Annotated in this window: 16 protein-coding genes; 6 read left to right on the top strand and 10 right to left on the bottom strand. The window is 59.9% G+C overall.

Annotation, left to right across the window (positions count from 1 at the left end; all coding sequences use genetic code 11):
• Positions 1-126 precede the first annotated feature (126 nt).
• The 3 genes from sufB to iscR are packed head-to-tail and all read right to left on the bottom strand — an operon-like array spanning position 127 to position 3,260.
• The gene (sufB, locus tag AVO45_RS03985; RefSeq protein ID WP_068344584.1) at positions 127-1,647 is read right to left on the bottom strand and encodes a Fe-S cluster assembly protein SufB; all 1,521 of its coding nucleotides are present in this window, start codon (positions 1,645-1,647) and stop codon (positions 127-129) included.
• Between the two features lie 18 nt (positions 1,648-1,665).
• Positions 1,666-2,745, bottom strand: a complete 1,080-nt coding sequence (locus AVO45_RS03990; RefSeq protein WP_068344585.1) for a cysteine desulfurase family protein — start codon at positions 2,743-2,745, stop codon at positions 1,666-1,668.
• Positions 2,746-2,801: 56 nt separating this feature from the next.
• Positions 2,802-3,260, bottom strand: coding sequence for a Fe-S cluster assembly transcriptional regulator IscR (gene iscR / locus AVO45_RS03995; RefSeq protein ID WP_068344586.1), 459 nt, complete (start codon positions 3,258-3,260; stop codon positions 2,802-2,804).
• Between the two features lie 180 nt (positions 3,261-3,440).
• Here iscR and AVO45_RS04000 point away from each other — a divergent pair, with 180 nt between their 5' ends.
• The 5 genes from AVO45_RS04000 to AVO45_RS19945 all read left to right on the top strand — a co-directional run bounded on the left by AVO45_RS04000 (position 3,441) and on the right by AVO45_RS19945 (position 8,338).
• Complete coding sequence (locus AVO45_RS04000) at positions 3,441-4,094, top strand: alpha/beta hydrolase (protein ID WP_068344587.1); 654 nt, start codon at positions 3,441-3,443, stop codon at positions 4,092-4,094.
• Positions 4,094-4,339: a hypothetical protein gene (locus tag AVO45_RS04005; RefSeq protein ID WP_068344588.1), complete on the top strand. Its 246-nt coding sequence runs from the start codon at positions 4,094-4,096 to the stop codon at positions 4,337-4,339. The genes AVO45_RS04000 and AVO45_RS04005 overlap by 1 nt, the downstream gene beginning before the upstream one ends.
• Positions 4,340-4,831: 492 nt before the next feature.
• The gene (locus AVO45_RS04010) at positions 4,832-5,167 is read left to right on the top strand and encodes a DMT family transporter (protein ID WP_068344589.1); all 336 of its coding nucleotides are present in this window, start codon (positions 4,832-4,834) and stop codon (positions 5,165-5,167) included.
• Positions 5,168-5,241: 74 nt separating this feature from the next.
• A complete protein-coding gene (gene typA / locus AVO45_RS04015; protein ID WP_068344590.1) occupies positions 5,242-7,059 on the top strand; it encodes a translational GTPase TypA in 1,818 nt (605 codons plus the stop codon).
• Positions 7,060-7,345: 286 nt separating this feature from the next.
• Positions 7,346-8,338: a hypothetical protein gene (locus tag AVO45_RS19945; RefSeq protein ID WP_205627839.1), complete on the top strand. Its 993-nt coding sequence runs from the start codon at positions 7,346-7,348 to the stop codon at positions 8,336-8,338.
• A gap of 72 nt (positions 8,339-8,410) precedes the next feature.
• Here the strand turns inward: AVO45_RS19945 and AVO45_RS04025 are convergent, their stop codons facing one another.
• The 4 genes from AVO45_RS04025 to recA form a co-directional block, all read right to left on the bottom strand.
• Positions 8,411-9,025, bottom strand: coding sequence for a transglutaminase-like cysteine peptidase (locus AVO45_RS04025; RefSeq protein ID WP_068344592.1), 615 nt, complete (start codon positions 9,023-9,025; stop codon positions 8,411-8,413).
• Between the two features lie 378 nt (positions 9,026-9,403).
• On the bottom strand, positions 9,404-9,691 hold the full coding sequence (locus AVO45_RS04030) for a DUF1330 domain-containing protein (RefSeq protein ID WP_068344593.1): 288 nt from the start codon (positions 9,689-9,691) through the stop codon (positions 9,404-9,406).
• A 1-nt stretch (position 9,692) separates the two neighbouring features.
• Positions 9,693-12,362 (bottom strand): alanine--tRNA ligase, encoded by a 2,670-nt coding sequence (gene alaS, locus AVO45_RS04035; RefSeq protein ID WP_068344594.1) that lies wholly within the window; start codon positions 12,360-12,362, stop codon positions 9,693-9,695.
• Positions 12,363-12,541: 179 nt separating this feature from the next.
• Entirely contained in the window at positions 12,542-13,609 is a 1,068-nt protein-coding gene (gene recA / locus AVO45_RS04040) for a recombinase RecA (protein ID WP_068344595.1), read from the bottom strand.
• 191 nt (positions 13,610-13,800) lie between these two features.
• Between recA and AVO45_RS04045 the strand changes: the two genes are divergently transcribed.
• The gene (locus AVO45_RS04045; RefSeq protein ID WP_068344596.1) at positions 13,801-14,394 is read left to right on the top strand and encodes a sulfotransferase family 2 domain-containing protein; all 594 of its coding nucleotides are present in this window, start codon (positions 13,801-13,803) and stop codon (positions 14,392-14,394) included.
• Positions 14,395-14,449: 55 nt separating this feature from the next.
• Here the strand turns inward: AVO45_RS04045 and AVO45_RS04050 are convergent, their stop codons facing one another.
• The 3 genes from AVO45_RS04050 to guaB all read right to left on the bottom strand — a co-directional run bounded on the left by AVO45_RS04050 (position 14,450) and on the right by guaB (position 19,570).
• Positions 14,450-16,756, bottom strand: coding sequence for a hybrid sensor histidine kinase/response regulator (locus AVO45_RS04050; RefSeq protein ID WP_068344597.1), 2,307 nt, complete (start codon positions 16,754-16,756; stop codon positions 14,450-14,452).
• Between the two features lie 98 nt (positions 16,757-16,854).
• Positions 16,855-18,015 carry an RsmB/NOP family class I SAM-dependent RNA methyltransferase gene (locus tag AVO45_RS04055; protein ID WP_068344598.1) on the bottom strand — a complete coding sequence of 387 codons (1,161 nt, stop codon included), beginning with the start codon at positions 18,013-18,015 and terminating at the stop codon, positions 16,855-16,857.
• A gap of 106 nt (positions 18,016-18,121) precedes the next feature.
• Positions 18,122-19,570 carry an IMP dehydrogenase gene (guaB, locus tag AVO45_RS04060; protein WP_068344599.1) on the bottom strand — a complete coding sequence of 483 codons (1,449 nt, stop codon included), beginning with the start codon at positions 19,568-19,570 and terminating at the stop codon, positions 18,122-18,124.
• Between the last annotated feature and the right edge of the window lie 18 nt (positions 19,571-19,588).

Genomic DNA, 19,588 nt, shown 5'->3' on the forward strand with positions numbered 1-19,588 from the left:
GCGCGTCCGTCCTCTGTCCGAAGCCGGAACTGGCCGTGGCAAACGTCTGAAAAGGATTGATATGTCACGCGGCAACTCCTCGGCACCACCGTCGCCTGCCGGGCCTGAGCCGGGCAGCGACCCGGCTTATCCTACCGAACCCTCCAGAGAGATCGCGACAAGCTGTTGCGCTTCCATGGCAAATTCCATTGGCAGGGCCTGAAGCACATCCTTGCAGAAGCCGTTGACCACCAGCGCCACGGCCTCTTCCTCGTCCATGCCACGTTGGCGGCAGTAGAAGAGTTGATCGTCATCCACCTTTGATGTGGTCGCTTCGTGTTCGCAGCGGGACGAGTTGTTGCGCACCTCGATATAGGGCACGGTATGCGCCCCGCATTTGTCGCCGATCAGAAGGCTGTCGCACTGCGTGTAGTTGCGCGAGTTCTTCGCTTTGGGATGCATCGACACCAGCCCGCGATAGGTGTTCTGGGCCTTGCCCGCGCTGATGCCCTTGGACACGATGCGCGACTTGGTGTTCTTGCCCAGATGGATCATCTTGGTGCCGGTATCGGCCTGCTGCATGTTGTTGGTGATGGCGATCGAGTAGAACTCGCCCTGGCTGTCATCGCCGCGCAGGATGCAGGAGGGGTATTTCCAGGTCACGGCACTGCCGGTCTCGACTTGGGTCCACATCACCTTGGACCGGTCGCCCCGGCAATCGGCGCGCTTGGTGACGAAGTTGTAGATGCCACCCTTGCCGTTCTCGTCGCCGGGGAACCAGTTCTGCACGGTCGAGTATTTCACCTCGGCATCTTCCTCGACGATGATCTCGACCACCGCGGCGTGCAGCTGCGCGGTATCACGCTGCGGCGCGGTGCAGCCTTCCAGATAGGACACGTACGAGCCCTTGTCGGCGATGATCAGCGTGCGTTCGAACTGGCCGGTGTTTTCCGCGTTGATGCGGAAATAGGTGCTCAGTTCCATCGGGCAGCGCACGCCGGGCGGCACATAGACGAACGAGCCGTCCGAGAACACGGCCGAGTTCAGCGTGGCATAGAAGTTGTCCGACACCGGAACCACCGAGCCGAGGTATTTCTTGACCAGTTCGGGATGCTCTCTGATCGCCTCGGAGATCGAGCAAAAGATCACGCCATGTTTTTTCAACTCTTCCTGGAAGGTCGTGCCGACAGAAACCGAGTCGAACACCGCATCCACGGCCACCTTGCGGCCCTCGGCCGGGGCATCCTCGGCGCCTTCGACACCGGCCAGAATCATCTGTTCTTTCAGCGGGATACCCAGCTTTTCGTAAGTGGCCAGCAGTTTTGGATCAACCTCGTCCAGCGACTTGGGCTTGGTCTCCATCGACTTGGGTCGAGCATAATAATACTGATCCTGGAAATCGATTTCGGGATAATGGACCATGGCCCATTTCGGCTCTTTCATCTGGGTCCAGCGTTCGAACGCGGCCAGGCGCCATTCGGTCATCCACTCGGGCTCTTCGTTCTTTTCCGAGATCAGCCGGACGATATCCGGGTTCACGCCCTTGGGCGCATATTCCATCTCGATATCGGTATCCCAGCCATACTTGTAGGCTCCGACCTCGCGCACCGCGTCCACGGTTTCCTGATCGACACCTTCCTTGACCTGGGTCTGGTCCAAAGCCGCCATGGCTCTCTCCTTACTTTCTCACGCCGTTCTGGCGCGATGTCTTTCACGCTGTTTCAGCCAGGTATCGGCAAAGCGCATTATCTCTTCTTCGCTCGTCTGCGGTCCCAGCGACACGCGAATGGCGCTGGCCGCCTCGACCTCGTCAAATCCCATCGCCGTCAGCACACGGCTGGCGCGGACCTTGCCGCTGGAACAGGCCGAACCGGCCGAAATCGCAAACCCGGCCAAGTCCATCGCCATGACCTGCGTTTCGCCTTTCCATCCCGGCGTGATGAAGCAGGACGTGTTGGGAAGCCGACGCTCCTTTTTCCCGACAAAAATAGTCTCTTTTGCCGATTCCACAAGGCGCTCTTCTAGAATGTTTCTAAGTTTTTCGACCCGCTCCCAAGTGCCGTCCGACAACTCGCGCGAGGCTGCTTGAATTGCGGCCGCGAAGCCCGCAATTCCAATGACATTTTCCGTCCCGGACCGGCGCCCCATCTCTTGGCCGCCGCCAGGGGCCAGCGGTTCGATATCCACCCCCTGCCGCAAAATCAATGCGCCAACCCCTTTCGGCCCGCCAATCTTGTGGGCTGACATGATGGCCATGTCCGCCTCGCTCCAGGCGAAGGAAAACGGCAGCCGCCCCACGGCCTGCGTGATATCGAGCAGCAACCAGTCCGCCCGGCGCGCGCCATAGGGCCACTGGTTTTCCACCTTTTCCGGCGGCAGCGTAACAACGCCGGTTTCCGAGTTTGCCAGCCCCATCGCCAGCGTATGACCCGGACCATGAGGTCGATCAGATGCATTGGAGAGATCCAGATGCGACCACAAGGCATCATGCGCCGTATCCTGAACGAACACGTCACAGCCCTTGGGTCGATTGGCCAAAACCCTCGCCGCCTCGGTTGCACCCGAGGTAAAGATGACCTCCTGCGGCTTGCATCCGACGGCTTCGGCAACCACAGCCCTCGATCGCTCGATCAACGCCTTGGCCGCGCGTCCCTCGGCATGCACCGAAGACGGATTGCCGCATATGTCCATAGCGGCAATCATCGCCTCTCGCGCTTCGGGGCGAAGCGGCGCGGTGGCGTTGTAGTCGAGATAAACACGTTTCATGGATGCATCTTTTCACCCGAGGGAATCACCGTCATTGCGGATATCGCTCGCCTACCTCATTCGTCGACTACGGAAAACAGGCTTGGGACAGCGGGACAAGGCGCCAGATCGTTTCGGATCACATCCGAAAGACGGGTCTGGTGCAGGAAGACATATACATGTGCGCTGAGGCTTTCCCAAAGGCGATTGGTCAACGACTGTGCCCGGCTGCCTGAAGACGCCCCCGAGGCACCGGCCCCCTTGCGCAACGCATCCACGTTTTCGTCAACGGCAGACAACACCTCGACCACGCGGATTTCCGAAGCCGGGCGCGCCAGCCGATATCCGCCACCGGGACCTCGGACCGAAGTCACCAGTTCGGCACGGCGCAGCTTGACGAACAACTGTTCCAGGTACGGCAACGAGATATCCTGACGCTCGGAAATCTCACTCAAGGTAACCAGAGAATCGGTCGGCTGAAGCGCGATATCGGCCAAGGCCACCATCGCATAACGACCCTTGGTCGACAGCTTCATTTTCGTGTCCCCTAAGCCTCATACACGCGAAAACATTGACGTTCCGCCTGTCAGTGCGTATCTCCGACTGACAGCGTCGACAAGCAACGCAACCAACAATTAGAACCGCTCTAAAGTGGCCGACGGATATCGTCAAGAATATCCCGGCGCCGCGCAAAAACAGACAGGACAAAAGCACACATGCCCGAGGTGATTTTTCCAGGACCCGAAGGCCGCCTGGAAGGCCGTTACCACCCGCAAAAGGAAAAAGACGCACCGATCGCCATCGTGCTGCACCCCCACCCCCAGTTTGGCGGGACCATGAACAACAAGGTGGTCTACAACCTGCACTACGCCTTCTACAACATGGGGTTCACCGTTCTGCGGTTCAATTTCCGTGGCGTGGGGCGCAGCCAGGGCGAGTATGATCAGGGCGTGGGCGAGTTGAGCGATGCTGCCGCCGCGCTGGACTACCTGCAGTCGATGAACAACAACTCCAAGCATTGCTGGGTCGCCGGGTTCTCGTTCGGCGCGTGGATCGGCATGCAGTTGCTGATGCGCCGGCCCGAGATCACCGGCTTCATCAGTGTCTCGCCCCCGGCCAACATGTATGACTTCTCGTTCCTGGCGCCCTGCCCGTCGTCCGGGCTGATCATCAACGGCACCGCCGACCGCGTCGCGCCGCCTGCGGATACAAGGGCCCTGGTCAGCAAGTTGCACGAGCAGAAGGGGATCACCATTACCCATACCGAAGTCGAAGGAGCCGACCACTTCTTTCAAGAGCCGCATATGGATACGCTGATCACCAACGTCACCGACTATGTAAAGCGCCGCCTGACAGAGAATACCCGCTAATGTCCAACACACTCGACACCCTGGCTGCAAAACTGGCCGAGGATACGTTGAAGGTCATGGACGAAACCGGCCAGGATCGTTTGTTTGTCGAAGTCGGAGATGTTCTGGCGGCAGCCTCTCAGTCTCTGGAAGAAGCCTTTCTGACCGAGGTGCGCGTTCGCTTGGCGGAACGCAAGGCGCGCCAGTTCCTGGTCGGAAAGCTCACAGAGCATCGCAAGAAAGCCAAAGCCACGGAAAGTCAATGATGGGCCCGGACAAGGCTCTCTTGTTTCATACCGGCCAGGCCGATCGTTCTTGAAACGTCCAAATCAGGGTAAATGTGACCGAGCAGCACGGTTAAAAAAAAGGGGCCCGAAGGCCCCTTTTCCGCTGGTCTCGACCGGCAAGAAAACCGAAATACTTAGTACCCCCTCATCATGGACGGCCGCGCCATGTTCGACGGACCCCCCGTCAGCAAGCCACCCACGCGTAACAACCTTCATCGAAACCAGATTCAGCGTTCACAGTAGCCACCTCAATGCGGCAAACTGAAAAACCATTGATTTCTAACGTAATGTAGCAGTTTGGTTCTGCGGCGAAAGTCGGGTTTCCCTGACCTCTGTCAAACTCTCCGCAGTGGACGTGGCAGCGGTGCGAAAGAGCCTGCATATTCGATTTTTCTTGCCGATTGGCAGAATTCCATGTTCAAGCTCGGCGTGACACACCGATTGTCACCCCGTAAAGTCAGGACTCTGCCCGTGCCCAACGCCTATCTCATCCTTCTGCTCGCCGTTTTCGCTGAAACCGTTGGCACCACTGCATTGCAGGCAAGCCAACAGTTCACCCGGCTGTGGCCCTCGGTTCTTGTGGTGGTTGGCTACGGCCTGGCGTTCTATCTGATGGCCCTGACGCTCAAGGTGATGCCCGTCGGCATCGTCTATGCCATCTGGTCGGGCATGGGAATCGTTCTTATCGCTCTGATCGGACTGGTTGTCTTTGGTCAAAAGCTTGATTTCCCTGCCATTGCCGGACTCGGGTTGATCATCGGCGGAATTCTGATCATTCACCTGTTTTCCAAGACCGCCGCGCACTGAAAACGCGTTGGGGCTGGCATCTTTTGCCGCGCCGCGTTATGCGCGCGGCAACTTCCCGTTCAAAGGCTGACTTCATGGACCTGCGCAACATCGCAATCATCGCTCACGTGGACCACGGCAAGACGACCCTGGTGGATGAGCTTCTGAAACAATCCGGCGCGTTCCGCGAAAATCAGGCAGTGGCCGAACGCGCCATGGACAGCAACGATCTCGAGCGCGAGCGCGGCATCACCATTCTGGCCAAGGCCACCAGCGTCGAATGGAAAGGCACGCGCATCAACATCGTCGACACCCCCGGCCACGCCGATTTCGGCGGCGAGGTCGAGCGCATCCTCAGCATGGTCGATGGCGTCGTGCTGCTTGTCGATGCCGCCGAAGGCCCGATGCCCCAGACCAAGTTCGTGACCTCCAAGGCACTGGCCCTGGGGCTGCGCCCGATCGTGGTGCTGAACAAGGTCGACAAGCCCGACGCCGAGCCCGACCGCGCGCTGGACGAGTGTTTCGACCTGTTCGCCAACCTGGGCGCCGATGACGACCAACTGGATTTCCCGGCCATGTACGCCTCGGGGCGTTCGGGTTGGGCCGACATGGAACTGGACGGGCCGCGCAAGGATCTGTCGGCGCTGTTCGACCTGATCGTCGATCACGTTCCCGCCCCCCAGCAGATCGCGCGCAAGGACGAACCCTTCCGCATGCTGGCCACCACCCTTGGCAGCGACCCGTTCATCGGCCGCATCCTGACCGGCCGCGTGGAAAGCGGTACGCTCAAGGCCGGCGATGCGCTCAAGGCGCTCAGCCGTGATGGCGACCTGATCGAAAACTTCCGTGCCACCAAGATCCTCGCCTTCCGCGGCCTCAGCCAGCAGCCGATCGACGTGGCAGAGGCCGGCGACATCGTGACCATCGCGGGCATGAGCAAGGCCACCGTGGCGGATTCGCTGGTGGCACCCCAAGTGGACGAGGCCCTGCCCGCCCAGCCGATCGACCCGCCCACGATCACCGTCACCTTCGGCATCAACGACTCGCCACTGGCGGGGCGTGACGGCAAGAAGGTCCAGTCGCGCGTGATCCGCGACCGCCTGATGAAAGAGGCCGAATCAAACGTGGCCATCCAGATCACCGACACCCCGGGCGGCGAGGCCTTCGAGGTGGCCGGCCGCGGCGAATTGCAGATGGGTGTTCTGATCGAGAACATGCGCCGCGAAGGGTTCGAACTCAGCATCTCGCGCCCGCAGGTTCTGTTCCGCGAGGAAAACGGCCAGCGGCTGGAGCCGATCGAGGAAGTCACCATCGACGTGGATGATGAATATTCGGGCGCCGTCATCGAAAAGATCACCGGCGCGCGCAAGGGCGAACTGGTCGAGATGCGCCCCGCCGGAGCCGGCAAGACCCGCATCATCGCGCATGTGCCGTCGCGCGGGCTGATCGGCTATCACGGCGAGTTTCTGACCGACACCCGCGGCACCGGCGTTCTGAACCGCGTGTTCCATGGCTGGGCACCGCACAAGGGCCCGATTCCCGGACGGCGCGCCGGCGTTCTGATCTCGATGGAGAACGGCCAGGCCGTGGCCTATGCGCTGTGGAACCTGGAGGAGCGTGGTCGGATGTTCGTCGGCCCGCAAGCCGACGTGTACCAGGGCATGATCATCGGTGAGCATTCGCGCGACAACGACTTGGAAGTCAACCCGCTGAAGGGCAAGAAGCTGACCAACGTGCGCGCCAGCGGTTCTGACGACGCGGTTCGGCTGACTCCGCATGTCCAGTTCTCGCTGGAGGAGGCCATCGCCTATATCGATGACGACGAACTGGTCGAAGTGACTCCGAAAGCCATCCGTTTGCGCAAACGTTTCCTGGATCCGCACGAGCGCAAACGCATGGCCAAAGCCGGCTAAATGGTCAAACTTGGACATCGACCGGCGAAACATCAACAATATTGAAAAATGCAGCGTATTATTTCTCGTCATGCGAGTTGCGCGCTGACAGAGGTCGCCCCCAAAGGGCGGCCTTAAAACATTGATATCGATACTTTTTAACGAAATTTTCGTTGGCCCTCTTGACGCGGACACTTGGAAAACTGCCACACTTTTGACAATTTTCAGCGGGGAAATTGACGAAATTGTGGCGCGCAGATAACTTTAAAATCAACCAGTTTACGGTTTCATGGTTTGGAGATTTGTTATGAGTGCGAAGACGCGTTTTCTTTCGCTGGTGCTGGCTTCCACGTCACTTACTTTCCTATCGACGGCAAGTTTCGCCGCAGCGGAAAGATGCACGGTGCAGACTGCCCGGCAGTCCGTTTCGACCGAAACGCTGTGCTCCTGCCGCGTGGTCGAAGACCGGATGCTGCGCTACATTCAACGCCGGCCCGACTTCGAGGACATCCTGGCACGGACATTGGAATCCTGTCCCGCCTTCGCGGCGGTTTTGACAGACTTCCCAACGGCATCCTTCGGAGGACAAGGCGAAGCGGCAGGTGAAGCCGATCCGGGTTTGGAAACCGCTGAGGCTGGCCGCGATGGAAACGCCGGAGGCGGAAGTGGCTCCAGTTCTGGCAGTAGCGGCAGTTCCGGTGGCAGCGGCAGCTCCGGTGGGAATGGTGGCTCTCCTGGTAGCGATGGCCCCAGCGGCGCTCCCGGCGGTGACAACGGCGGCAATGGCGGCGGCGATACCGGTGGCGGTGATGGCGGCGGCGACAATGGCGGCAATGGCGGCGGCGACACCGGTGGCGGTGACGGCGGCGGCGACAATGGCGGCAATGGCGGCGGCGATACCGGTGGCGGTGATGGCGGCGGCGACAATGGCGGCAATGGCGGCGGCGATACCGGTGGCGGTGATGGCGGCGGCGACAATGGCGGCAATGGCGGCGGCAACGGCGGCGGCAATGGCGGCGGCAATGGCGGCGGTAACGGCGGCGGTAACGGCGGCGGCAACGGCGGCGGCGTTAATGGCAACAACGGCGACGGCAATGGTGGCGAGGGGGGTGCCAGCCCGGGCCAAGGCAGTGGCGCCAATAATGACGAAGACGACACCGGTGGCGGCAACGGCGGTGGCCAGGGCGGCGGCAACGGCGGTGGCCAGGGCGGCGGCAACGGCGGTGGCCAGGGCGGCGGCAATGGCGGTGGCCAGGGTGGCGGCAATGGCGGTGGCCAGGGTGGCAGCCCCAACAACTAAAGACGGTAGCACCGCCCCCAAAAAAAAGCGCGCCTCGCAGGCGCGCTTTTCATTTCCTGACCTCTTCGGATCCTAGCCTCTTCGGAAAACGCCGACCCAGTTTTCCGGGCGACTTGGATCCTGCATTCTCAGAAACAGATAGCGCGTTGCCTTCCAAGGCTTGATCCTGTCTGTCAGATTGTCCAGAACCAGATCCCCATAACTGGATCGATAGACCAAAACCGCATGGGAATTACGCCGGGTGTCCAGCACTGTGGCAAGCAACAACTTGCTCGGATCCAGGCCCATTTTCACCAGGTCCCTCTTTTTCAGCAGCGCGAAATCCTCGCAGTCCCCACCCCGCCGTGTAGGAAGGCTCCATTTTTCCTTTAGCCGGTATTGCGCTTGGTCTGAAACGGCGCGCGTTGATCTGTTGACCCGACGATTGACGGCTTTCACGATGCGAAGTTCCTGCTCTCGCGTAAGACTTTTAGCGCCGGAAGCCGCGCAGGCCCACGAATATTGCCTGCAAAGCGATCGAGCTCCGGTCGGTGGCGGAGCATTTACGACCGGCTGCAGGAACGGCGACGCAGATGCCTGCATCGGAGTTATTGTCGCAAAAAGCCCACTTGCGATAACGGCAACTCCCACTAGTGCTCTAGTTGCAGCAATCGCTTTGGAAACCTTCATATTTCCAAAATGTTTCATGCCGGTCCTCATTCCGCGTCAATCCTGACGATTGCTGCCTTTATGAACCGCGATTGTTTCCAAATATGGTTCAACAAACGCGAAGGCGAAGCAATCACGGCTCAAGCTGAGGGCGAAAAGCGGCGAAAATCCGTCAAACTTTGTGACGCTTTCGGGGTTTGAATCTGACCGGATTGATTGAATTTCGGGCCCATCTTTGTTTGATGGCTCTTAAAAACCGGCCTTAACCCACTAGAAACCCGACACAATATGGGGTGCACCGGCGCGAAGCCTGCGACTGATCATGAAATTTGGTTAACGTGAAAAGAAAAGGCCCGCCAAAGGGCGGGTCTTTCGACAAACAGCCAGTGATTCGACGACGCCTCTGATAAGGCTCGATCATTCCGTGGTTTCAACCACCAGCAACTCTCGCTCGGACGCGCCACGCGCGTGGCTCAGCGCCTCCTGATACTCGGGCGAATTGTAGCAGGCCACGGCAGCCTCGACCGACGGGAAGCGTGCCACAACGTTTCTGGGGCGCTCCTTGCCTTCCAGTTGCACATACCGGCCTCCTCGAGCAATGAATTCGCCGCCATGTTTGGCAATTGCCGGCCCGGCAAGCTCTGCGTACTTGCCGTAGGATTCTGCGTCATTGACGGTTACATGTGCGATCCAGAGTGCACCCATCTCATCCTCCCAAAATCTGTTCAGCAGCCTTGATCGCCGCGTCTGCGTTGGCAGCATCCTTGCCACCGCCCTGCGCCAGGTCTGGACGGCCCCCGCCCCCTTTTCCGCCCAGTTCCGCAACAGCGGCCCTGACCAGATCGACGGCCGAAACCCGGTCTGTCAAATCCTTTGTCACGCCTGCCGCCACAGCAGCTTTTCCGCCGGTATCCGCGATTAACAGCACGGCGCCCGATCCCAGCCGTTCCTTGTGCTCGTCGATCAGCGCGGGCAAGTCCTTGCCGGACACACCGCTTAGACTCTGGGCCAGAAAGCGGATTCCGTTCACATCACGGGCTTCGCCGCCACCCTGCCCTGCCCCTCCGGCCATGGCCAGTTCTCGGCGCAGCTGCGCGACCTCATTCTGCAACGCCTTGCGTTCGTCCAGCAGGGCGCGAACGCGATCGACCACCTCGGCGGGCTGCGCCTTGAGCATGGCCGTCACCTCGGACAGGCGCGCGGTTTCCTTGGCCAGGAATTCGAAAGCCGCCTCTCCGGTCAGGGCCTCGATACGGCGCACACCTGCAGCCGACGCACTGTCGCCCAGCAGGACGAAGGTTCCGATGTCTCCGGTCTGCTTCACATGGGTGCCGCCACACAGTTCGATGGAATAGGTCATCCCGTCCTGACCCTTGCCGGTTTCGGCGCGCCCCATCGAAACGACACGCACCTCATCCCCGTATTTCTCGCCGAACAGGGCCTGAGCACCAATCGCGCGGGCGTCGTCCGGCGTCATGATCCGGGTTTCGACAGTCGAATTCTGCCGGATGAAGCGGTTCACGTCAGAGGCGACCTTCTCCAGCTCTTCCTCGGTCAGCGCCTTGGAATGGCTGAAGTCAAAGCGCAGGCGGTCCTCGGCGTTCAGCGATCCGCGCTGCGCCACATGCGCCCCCAGAGTTTCGCGAAGGGCCTCGTGCAGCAGGTGGGTCGCCGAGTGGTTCGCCCGAATGGCCGAGCGGCGCGCGTGATCCACCTCGAGTTCGACCGGCTCTCCCTTGGTGAATGTTCCACGCTCGACCGTTACCTTGTGGGCATACACCTTGCCGTCGGCGAATTTCTTCGTGTCTTCGACCAAGGCAACCTCGTCGCGGTTCTCGAGCCGGCGAATGACGCCCGTATCCCCGACCTGACCGCCTGCCTCGGCATAGAACGGGGTCTGGTTCACGACGATCCAGCCGCTTCCCCCCTCGGGGATCTCGTCGACGATCGCGCCATCAACGACCAGCGCACTGATCTGCCCTTCGGCCTTTTCCGTGTCATAGCCAAGGAAATCGGTCGCGCCGGCGACATCGAGAACATCGAACCACACCGCCAGGTCTGCGGCTTCTCCCGACCCGGCCCAGGCGGCGCGCGCCTTTGCCTTCTGCTCGGCCATGGCAGCGTCAAACCCTTCGGTATCAACGACCCGGCCCTTTTCCCGCAGGGCGTCCTGCGTCAGGTCAAGAGGGAAACCGTAAGTGTCATAAAGCTTGAACGCGGCCTCGCCAGGCAAAGGCGCATCTTCGGGCAACGCCGCCAGTTCGTCGTCCAGAAGTTTCAGACCGCGGTCGAGCGTCTGCTTGAAGCGGGTTTCCTCCAACAGCAGCGTTTCCTCGATCAGCGCCTGGGCCTGACCGAGTTCGGGATACTGCGCCCCCATCTGCTGCACCAAAGCCGGAACCAGGCGGTGCATGACCGGATCCTTTGCCCCCAGCAGATGCGCGTGACGCATGGCACGACGCATGATCCGACGCAGAACATAGCCGCGCCCGTCATTCGAGGGCATGACGCCATCGGCGATCAGGAACGAAGTCGATCGCAGATGGTCGGCAATCACACGGTGATGCACGTTCTGGTCCCCGTAGGGATCGACATTGGTCACATGTGCGGATGCCTCGATCAGCGCCTTGAACAGATCGGTGTCATAGTTGTCATGGCTTTCTTGCAGCAGCGCGCCGATACGTTCGAGTCCCATCCCGGTGTCGATCGACTGCATGTCGAGTTCGCGCATCGAGCCATCCTCGAACTGCTCGTTCTGCATGAACACGATGTTCCAGATCTCGATGAACCGGTCGCCGTCCTCGTCCGGCGAGCCCGGAGGGCCGCCCCAGATATGTTCGCCGTGGTCATAGAAGATCTCGGTGCAGGGGCCGCAAGGGCCGGTCGGGCCCATTTGCCAGAAATTGTCACTGGTGGCGATGCGGATGATGCGGTCTTCGGGAACGCCGACCTTTTTCCAGATTTCAAAGGCCTCGTCATCGGTGTGATAAACCGTCGTCAACAGACGGCTCTTGTCGATGCCGAAATCCTTGGTGATCAGCTCCCAGGCAAAGGGGATTGCCTCTTTCTTGAAGTAATCTCCGAAAGAGAAGTTGCCGAGCATCTCGAAAAACGTGTGGTGCCGCGCCGTATAGCCGACATTGTCGAGGTCATTGTGCTTGCCACCAGCGCGGACACATTTCTGCGCGGTGGTGGCGCGTTTGTAGTCGCGGGTCTCGACGCCAGTGAACAGGTTCTTGAACTGAACCATACCGGAGTTGGTGAACATCAGCGTCGGATCGTTGCGTGGAACCAGCGGGCTGGATGGCACGACCTCGTGGCCGTTCTTGGCAAAGTAATTCAGAAAGGTGGAGCGAATTTCATTCAGCGTGGGCATGTGGCTCTCTCGGCGCGCATTCGACTTGATCTGCGATGGTTTAGCCCTGTCCTCGGGGATAGTCCACAGCGCAGAGGGTCACAGAAGAAAACAAGGCAGCTCTTGCGAGATGCCCTGATTCACGAGTTGCCTGTTTGGCGTCGAGGTCATGCGCATCAACGCCCCCATCAGGCCGCGCTTCAGGCTTCGAGGATATCATCCTCTTCCGCATTTGGCGGCATATCGAAGTCGAGCCCGTGCGCCGCGCGGATCTTGTCCTCGATCTCCAACGCGATACGGGTATTCTCACGCAGATACTGCTTGGCATTTTCCCGGCCCTGCCCGATGCGTTCGTCGCCGTAGCTGAACCACGACCCGGATTTCTCGACCACGCCGGCCTTGACGCCCAGGTCCAGCAACTCGCCCATCTTCGAGATGCCCTCGCCATACATGATGTCGAATTCCACCTGCTTGAAGGGCGGCGCCACCTTGTTCTTGACGACCTTCACGCGGGTCTGGTTTCCCACGACCTCATCCCGATCCTTGATCGCGCCGATCCGGCGGATATCAAGGCGAACCGAGCTATAGAATTTCAGCGCATTGCCGCCCGTGGTGGTTTCGGGGCTGCCGAACATCACGCCGATCTTCATGCGGATCTGGTTGATGAAGATCACCATGCAGTTCGAACGGCTGATCGAGGCAGTCAGCTTGCGCATGGCCTGGCTCATCAGGCGGGCCTGCACGCCGACGCTGCTGTCTCCCATGTCGCCTTCCAGTTCCGATTTCGGCGTCAGAGCCGCGACCGAGTCGACCACGACCATGTTCACCGCCCCCGACCGCACAAGAGTGTCGGTAATCTCGAGCGCCTGTTCCCCAGTATCGGGCTGCGAGATCAGCAGTTCGTCCAGGTCCACGCCCAGCTTGCGGGCATATTGCGGATCAAGCGCGTGTTCGGCGTCGACAAAGGCGCAGACACCGCCGCGTTTTTGCTGTTCGGCAATGCAGTGCAGCGTCAACGTGGTCTTGCCCGAGCTTTCCGGCCCGTAAATCTCAACGATGCGGCCCATAGGCAGACCACCGATGCCCAAGGCAATGTCCAGCCCGAGCGAGCCGGTCGAACTGGCCTCGATCTCCTGAATGGCATTCTCGCCGCCCAGCTTCATGATTGACCCCTTGCCGAACTGACGTTCGATCTGGGCCAGCGCGCTGTCCAGCGCCTTTTGCTTGTCTGCGTTCTGCTTGCTGCTCATCGTCAGAAGATCCGCCATTGTCCTGTCGCCTTCCTTTTGTCACACCCGCGGCCGGGCGGCAATCGCTGCTTTGTTCGCCTCTTGTTCCTTATGAGACCAAAAAGAGAACATTTCAACTCAAAACTTCTGAATCCAATTTTCTGCAATTGTGTTAAGGATGCCTTTACGGCAGTCTGCCCGGCAGAAATTCAACAGGGAAAAGGGGCTAAATGCTTGTTTTTCTGAAAGAACGCCTGGTTTTTCTTTCCGTCCCAAAGACTGGGACGACGGCTTTTCACACAGCGTTGCGATCTCGGGCTGACATCGTCGTGTCAAACCCACCCGAGCTCAAGCATTCAACGATCTATCGATATGATCGTTTTTTTCGCCCTATTTTTACCAAGCTTTTCGACACCGACCCCGAGGTAATGGCCGTCGTGCGGGAACCGATTGACTGGCTGGGCAGCTGGTACCGTTACCGGGCGCGCCCTGCCCTGCGCGGTCAGCCTGTATCAACGCAGGGGATAAGTTTCGATGACTTCGTGAGGGCCTATCTCAGGGGCGTTCGCCCGGAATATGCCAAGGTCGGCAGTCAATCCAAATTCCTGACCCCTCGCAGGAACGGCGTCGAGGTCGAGCACCTTTTCAAATATGAACACCAGGACAAGATCCTGGAATTCCTGCAAAACCGCTTGGGAGACGCTCTTGAACTGCAAAGGGAAAATGTCTCGCCCGTCATGCCGGCGACATTGTCCCGCGAGGTCGAAGATCTCTACCGCCGCAAATGTGCCGACGAGTTTCGCCTGCACGCATCAGCCACCTGAAACCGCATGTTGGAATTGGCGGGCGCCGCATGCACGTGGTCGGAAATATTCCTTGTCAACTCAATTGCTGATGTACCGTTGCCGTCAACTGGGACAATGAAAAAGGTTTCGGCAGGAACACCGAGTTTGGAATTTCCGGACCGGAATCCCCAAAGGCGCCCTCTGCATATCCGGACATGAATACAACGCGCACCTGCGGTCTTTCCGCCATGGCCTGTCTCACCCATGTTGGGCCGTCCATTCCCGGCATGACCACATCGGTAACGAAGACATCAACAGCAAGAGTCCTGTCTTCGAGTATCCGCAGCGCCTCTTCGGCGGACTCCGCCTCCAGGACAGTATAGCCGCGCAGGCGCAAGGCGCGCGACGCAAAGGCCCGGACCGGCGCTTCGTCTTCGACCAGCAGAACCACTCCTTCGCCCTGAATGGGTCCCTGTTTTTCAATCGGGCTCATTTTTATATGTTCGGAGCTTTCGACGTCGGCGCATACCGGCAAGTACACGATAAATTGCGATCCTTTCCCCAGGGAGCTGTCGACAAAAATGTAGCCCCCTGTCTGTTTTACGATGCCGTATACGGTGGACAGCCCCAGACCGGTTCCTTCCCCCGTGCGCTTGGTCGTGTAGAAGGGCTCGAACACCTTTTGCAGCTTGTCGGGGGCTATCCCGACGCCCTCGTCGATGACCTTGACGGACACATACTCGCCGACCGGCATGATCGCCCTGTCGCGCACCATCGGCTGCTCCAGCGACACAACCTCTGTTTCGATGCGAATTTCGCCGCCCTCCGGCATGGCATCACGCGCATTGACCACGAGATTCATGAGAACCTGCTCCAACTGCCGCTTGTCGGCCCTCACCGGTTTCAGAGCTGGGTCATGACTGAGCGTGAGGGTGACTTTTTCGCCCACCAGTCGATTCAGGAGATGTATCAGGTCTGACAGGGTGTCCCGCAGATCCAGCATTTCGGGTCGTAGTGTCTGCTTGCGTGAGAAGGCAAGCAACTGACTTACCAGCGCCGCGGCGCGGTTGGCGTTCTGATTTATCTGGACAAGATCGCCATAATCCGGGTCGCTTTGATCATGACGGAGCAGCAAGAGGTCGCAATGTCCTGAAATCGCGGTCAAAAGATTGTTGAAATCATGCGCCACGCCCCCTGCCAACTGGCCGACAGCCTGCATCTTCTGGCTTTGCACAAATTGTGCCTCGAGAGTCTTCAATTCGGTCGCATCATTCAGCACTGCTATCAATCCGACCTCGCCGTCACGAGTAACCCGGTTTAGCGTCACCTGAACGAACATTTCCCTGTCGCTTCGGACCAAGCGCAGAAATTCCGACCGCGGTGCCGCAGCCTGATCGACGGTTTCCTGCAACCACTCTCTGATCGGGCGCCCAAGCCCCTGCATCACCTGATCGATCATCGTGTCTTCGGTCAATCTGCCACCGATCAGTTGCGTCGCCAGCCGGTTGGCCTCTAGCACGAGGCCGGTTGGCGACAGACGCATCAGAGGCACTGGCAGTTCGGCAAAAGAGGTGCTCCCCTTCTCTTCCAGTTCAGATTGCAAAGGAATCAGCAGCAGTTTTGTGTCTGGACCAGACTGCTGGATTTCCACTGAGACCACCGCACGGATGCCATTTTTCGTACGAATTCGGCTGATCTGTCCGGTTTTGCGCGCCGAGATGGGAACCAGCTGCTCAACGGAAGTTGCCATTTCGCCTATCAGATCCTGGGCCGCCTTGTTCATGGCGGTTTCTTTTCCGTCGCCGCCAAAGGTCAGCACCGGCAAGGAGTTGAAACCTTGAGCACCTTCCAGGCCGAGGTCAGTGACTGGATCAGTTATTCGCCAGACGAACAACTCCTCGCTCAGGCAGGCCACATGGAAACACAGGCCACCTTCACGAGACTCGACCCTTTCTTCCGCGCGCCCAAGGGCTCTGGCACGTGCCATCAAACGAAAGAGAACTGCTTTGGGATTGGCCAAGGTCGCCCTCAGAACACGGTTCAGGCGGCTCGGCGAGTCCAGCGGATAGATTTGCCTCGCCGCACCGTTTGCCGCCTGCACGACACCCTCGCAGTCGGTCACGAAACAAGGCATGGCCTCTGTTTCGATGAATTTCGCCAGAGTGTCTTTGGCGGTCGCCAATACAAACCACGCCCGCAGTCCACGCACTAATTCGACCGCCAGCACCATCGAAAGCGCAATACCCGCGGCAGCAATCCCTTGAGAGACTGTCTCCGAGAACTGTCCGAACAGAATTGCCAAGAAGGCCGCCGAGGCCAACATGAACAGGACGAGCCAACGCACGCCCAATCTCCGATGATGCGCGAGGATCGGCTGCGGAAGAATGGAAGAATTCAACATGGCGCAACGTGAAATAGAAACTCTAGATATCGTTGTCGCGCGCGCAGGTTAACCCAAGCCTAACGCGATCATTCTACCTATGATTGCTATTTACGCGCCTATACTCGCGTCAAGTGCGAAGTAAAGAAACCATCAGTTCCTTGGAAGACCAGCCAGGACTTGTGGTATTTTTCCATCCAGTCAGGCCGTTTTCGCAGGAATGTGTCGATAACAGCGCTATTTTCGACATCCAGCATCGAACATGTCGCATAGGCAAGAATTCCGCCCTGCCCGACGGTATTGGCCACTCTGGAAAGAATGTCTGCCTGCATCTGCGTGAGCTCTTCCAACCTGTCAGCGGTCAATGCCCATTTTCCCGCCGGCGACCGGCGCCACGAACCGCTGCCCGAACATGGCGCGTCCACAAGCACCACGTCAAACGGAGCCTCTCTGGCTATGTCCTTTGAATCGAGCAGGGTGACTTTCACCCCTGCCCGTTCTGCACGGCCCGGAAGATCTCGCATTCTTGCTGGCGAGACATCATGTGCGAATACCTCGACACCCTTGTGGGCCGCCAGCGCCAGCGCCTTTCCTCCGCCCCCCGCGCAATAGTCCAGCACCCGCACTCCAGGGCGCAGTTTCAATGCGGCCACGACGGCCTGACTTGCCGCATCCTGAAGTTCGACGACACCGGCACGGTAAGCCGCGCTTTGCGCCACTTTCCTCGAGCCGACCGTCACTTCCAGTGCGGTCTCACACGCCGGGTGCTTCTGGGCAGTGATCCCATCCTCAGCCAGCAGTTCCATTGCCTCGGACACTGTCGCTTTTCGAATATTGACTCGCAGATGCACCGGGGCGCGGCGCTGCAAAGCCATCGCGGCTGCTTCGCTTTCCTCTCCCAGGCTGCGAACCAAGATGGGCCACAACCAGTCCGGAATGTCCAATCGCTCTGCGTCACTCCGTGGCGGACGGCCTGTTTCCTGTGGCTGAACCGGTAAAGGCGCGTGTCCCTGGCCGGTAAACAATTCCGCAGGGTCATCGCCCTTGGCGCGAACTGCTCCAAGCATCAGCCCACGTCCGGTCTCGGCGCCCCCCCAGGCGGCATAGGAACGCTTACGCCGAAGTGCGTCAAAGACGTGATCACGTATGGCCGCACGATCCTTTGATCCGGCAAAACGACTGCGTCGCGCCCAGCCCGTCAGCGCCTTCTCGGCCGGGGTTCCCGCGAGAATATCGTCCAGGATGTCGATGGCGGCCTGAACGCGGGCAGCGGGTGTCATGGCAGGTTCAGACCTCTTGCTTGCATCGCGCCCTTGCGCGCAGAGTTGTCCGCAAATCGCGCGCGGCGCTCAACCATAGGACGCCGCCCGATCATCGGCCGGTTGGTCACATCACGCGATAATTCGGACTTTCGCGGGTGATCTGCACATCATGCACATGGCTTTCCTTGAGGCCCGCGCCGGTGATCTTCACGAACTGACAGTTCTTGCGCATCTCTTCAACCGTCGCACATCCGGTATAGCCCATTGCCGCCCGCAAACCGCCCACCAACTGATGGATCACGGCCGAGGCCGAGCCCTTGTAGGGCACCTGCCCCTCGATCCCCTCGGGCACCAGCTTGTCGCTGGCGGCGTCCTTCTGGAAATACCGGTCGGCCGAGCCACGCGCCATGGCGCCGAGGCTGCCCATGCCACGGTAGGATTTGAACGACCGGCCCTGATACAGGATCACCTCGCCGGGGGACTCGTCGGTTCCGGCAATCATCGAGCCCACCATGGCGCAGGACGCGCCCGCCGCGATGGCCTTGGCGAAGTCGCCCGAGAACTTGATGCCGCCGTCGGCGATGACCGGCGTGTCACCGGCGGCTGCCGCGCAATCCATGACCGCGGTCAGTTGCGGCACGCCGACACCGGCGACCATCCGGGTGGTACAGATCGACCCCGGCCCGATCCCGACCTTAACCGCGTCGGCGCCTGCGTCGATCAACGCCTTTGTCGCCTCGGCCGTGGCCACGTTGCCGGCAATGATCTGCACTTCGTTGGAGAGCGCCTTTGCCCGCTTCACCGCGTCGATGACGCCTTGTGAATGTCCATGGGCGGTGTCCACCACGATGATGTCGACACCCGAATCCACCAGCGCCTCGGACCGCTCGAACCCGGCATCGCCCACGGACGTCGCCGCTGCCACGCGCAGGCGACCCAGCCGGTCCTTGCAGGCCGTGGGGTTCAGCACCGCCTGTTCGGTATCCTTCAGCGTCAACAGACCCGTCAGCTTGCCGTCGCCATCCACGACCAGCAGCTTCTCGATGCGGCGGGCCTTCATCAGGCTCTTGGCCTCTTCCAGATCCGCCGGCTCCCTGAGCATGGCCAGGTTTTCGGATGTCATCATCACCCGGATCGGAGTGTCGTCCGAAGTGGCAAAGCGCATGTCGCGGTTGGTGACAATGCCGACGACGCGCCCGTCTTCCTGGACAACCGGGAAGCCGGTGAAGTTGTAGCGTTCGACAAGTTTCTTGGCGTCGGCCAGCGTCTGATCGGGGCGCAGGGTTACGGGGTTGTAAACGATACCCGATTCAAACCTCTTGACCCGGCGCACCTCGCGAGCCTGTTCTTCGACCGTCAGGTTCTTGTGGATGACGCCGATCCCTCCGGCCTGTGCCATCGCGATGGCCATGCGCGACTCGGTCACCGTGTCCATCGCCGAACTCAGAAGCGGGATGTTCATGGTGATTTCGCGCGTCACCCGCGTCGAAGTATCGGCCGTCGACGGCAGCACCGACGAAGCCGCCGGAACCAGTAGAACATCGTCAAAGGTGAGTGCCTCACGAATCTGCATATTCGAACCCCATGCATA

It is taken from the genome of Ruegeria marisrubri (assembly GCF_001507595.1).
Classification (GTDB): domain Bacteria; phylum Pseudomonadota; class Alphaproteobacteria; order Rhodobacterales; family Rhodobacteraceae; genus Ruegeria; species Ruegeria marisrubri.

What these genes read in the sequence shown, in the direction of transcription:
- sufB (WP_068344584.1), bottom strand. Translation starts at nt 1,647, where the DNA reads ATGGCGGCTTTGGACCAGACCCAGGTCAAGGAAGGTGTCGATCAGGAA.
- AVO45_RS03990 (WP_068344585.1), bottom strand. Translation starts at nt 2,745, where the DNA reads ATGAAACGTGTTTATCTCGACTACAACGCCACCGCGCCGCTTCGCCCC.
- iscR (WP_068344586.1), bottom strand. Translation starts at nt 3,260, where the DNA reads ATGAAGCTGTCGACCAAGGGTCGTTATGCGATGGTGGCCTTGGCCGAT.
- AVO45_RS04000 (WP_068344587.1), top strand. Translation starts at nt 3,441, where the DNA reads ATGCCCGAGGTGATTTTTCCAGGACCCGAAGGCCGCCTGGAAGGCCGT.
- AVO45_RS04005 (WP_068344588.1), top strand. Translation starts at nt 4,094, where the DNA reads ATGTCCAACACACTCGACACCCTGGCTGCAAAACTGGCCGAGGATACG.
- typA (WP_068344590.1), top strand. Translation starts at nt 5,242, where the DNA reads ATGGACCTGCGCAACATCGCAATCATCGCTCACGTGGACCACGGCAAG.
- AVO45_RS19945 (WP_205627839.1), top strand. Translation starts at nt 7,346, where the DNA reads ATGAGTGCGAAGACGCGTTTTCTTTCGCTGGTGCTGGCTTCCACGTCA.
- AVO45_RS04025 (WP_068344592.1), bottom strand. Translation starts at nt 9,025, where the DNA reads ATGAAACATTTTGGAAATATGAAGGTTTCCAAAGCGATTGCTGCAACT.
- AVO45_RS04030 (WP_068344593.1), bottom strand. Translation starts at nt 9,691, where the DNA reads ATGGGTGCACTCTGGATCGCACATGTAACCGTCAATGACGCAGAATCC.
- alaS (WP_068344594.1), bottom strand. Translation starts at nt 12,362, where the DNA reads ATGCCCACGCTGAATGAAATTCGCTCCACCTTTCTGAATTACTTTGCC.
- recA (WP_068344595.1), bottom strand. Translation starts at nt 13,609, where the DNA reads ATGGCGGATCTTCTGACGATGAGCAGCAAGCAGAACGCAGACAAGCAA.
- AVO45_RS04045 (WP_068344596.1), top strand. Translation starts at nt 13,801, where the DNA reads ATGCTTGTTTTTCTGAAAGAACGCCTGGTTTTTCTTTCCGTCCCAAAG.
- AVO45_RS04050 (WP_068344597.1), bottom strand. Translation starts at nt 16,756, where the DNA reads ATGTTGAATTCTTCCATTCTTCCGCAGCCGATCCTCGCGCATCATCGG.
- AVO45_RS04055 (WP_068344598.1), bottom strand. Translation starts at nt 18,015, where the DNA reads ATGACACCCGCTGCCCGCGTTCAGGCCGCCATCGACATCCTGGACGAT.
- guaB (WP_068344599.1), bottom strand. Translation starts at nt 19,570, where the DNA reads ATGCAGATTCGTGAGGCACTCACCTTTGACGATGTTCTACTGGTTCCG.